This is a genomic window from Kitasatospora sp. NPDC101235, assembly GCF_044767505.1.
In the GTDB taxonomy this organism is placed as follows: domain Bacteria; phylum Actinomycetota; class Actinomycetes; order Streptomycetales; family Streptomycetaceae; genus Kitasatospora.
Window position 1 is genome coordinate 1,426 of sequence record NZ_JBIWNZ010000083.1, and the last position, 1,395, is coordinate 2,820.

The 1,395-nt window shown below is 56.1% G+C and carries 1 rRNA gene (only partly in view); it reads left to right on the top strand.

Annotated features, from left to right (window positions below):
* A 23S ribosomal RNA gene (locus tag ACIRRH_RS43880) occupies nt 1-1,393 on the top strand (it extends 1,370 nt beyond the left edge of the window).
* Nucleotides 1,394-1,395 lie beyond the last annotated feature (2 nt).

The following is a 1,395-nucleotide window of genomic DNA, read 5'->3' on the forward strand; positions in this document are numbered from 1 at the left end:
GCTGAGACCTGATGCCGAGCCGATTGTGGTGAAGTGGATGATCCTATGCTGTCGAGAAAAGCCTCTAGCGAGTTTCATGGCGGCCCGTACCCCAAACCGACTCAGGTGGTCAGGTAGAGAATACCGAGGCGTTCGGGTGAACTATGGTTAAGGAACTCGGCAAAATGCCCCCGTAACTTCGGGAGAAGGGGGGCCATTCCTGGTGACGGCACTTGCTGTCTGAGCTGGGGGTGGCCGCAGAGACCAGCGAGAAGCGACTGTTTACTAAAAACACAGGTCCGTGCGAAGCCGTAAGGCGATGTATACGGACTGACGCCTGCCCGGTGCTGGAACGTTAAGGGGACCGGTTAGCTTGGATTCGTCCAGGCGAAGCTGAGAACTTAAGCGCCAGTAAACGGCGGTGGTAACTATAACCATCCTAAGGTAGCGAAATTCCTTGTCGGGTAAGTTCCGACCTGCACGAATGGCGTAACGACTTCTCGACTGTCTCAACCATAGGCCCGGTGAAATTGCATTACGAGTAAAGATGCTCGTTTCGCGCAGCAGGACGGAAAGACCCCGGGACCTTTACTATAGCTTGATATTGGTGTTCGGTTCGGCTTGTGTAGGATAGGTGGGAGACTTTGAAGCGGCAACGCCAGTTGTTGTGGAGTCGTCGTTGAAATACCACTCTGGTCGTGCTGGATGTCTAACCTGGGTCCGTGATCCGGATCAGGGACAGTGTCTGGTGGGTAGTTTAACTGGGGCGGTTGCCTCCTAAAGGGTAACGGAGGCGCCCAAAGGTTCCCTCAGCCTGGTTGGCAATCAGGTGTTGAGTGTAAGTGCACAAGGGAGCTTGACTGTGAGACTGACGGGTCGAGCAGGTACGAAAGTAGGGACTAGTGATCCGGCGGTGGCTTGTGGAAGCGCCGTCGCTCAACGGATAAAAGGTACCCCGGGGATAACAGGCTGATCTTCCCCAAGAGTCCATATCGACGGGATGGTTTGGCACCTCGATGTCGGCTCGTCGCATCCTGGGGCTGGAGTAGGTCCCAAGGGTTGGGCTGTTCGCCCATTAAAGCGGTACGCGAGCTGGGTTTAGAACGTCGTGAGACAGTTCGGTCCCTATCCGCTGTGCGCGTAGGAGTGTTGAGAAGGGCTGTCCCTAGTACGAGAGGACCGGGACGGACGAACCTCTGGTGTGCCAGTTGTTCTGCCAAGGGCATGGCTGGTTGGCTACGTTCGGGAGGGATAACCGCTGAAAGCATCTAAGCGGGAAGCCTGCTTCGAGATGAGCACTCCCACCTCCTTGAGAGGGTAAGGCTCCCAGTAGACGACTGGGTTGATAGGCCGGATATGGAAGCCCTGTGAGGGGTGGAGTTGACCGGTACTAATAGGCCGAGGGCTTGTCCTCAG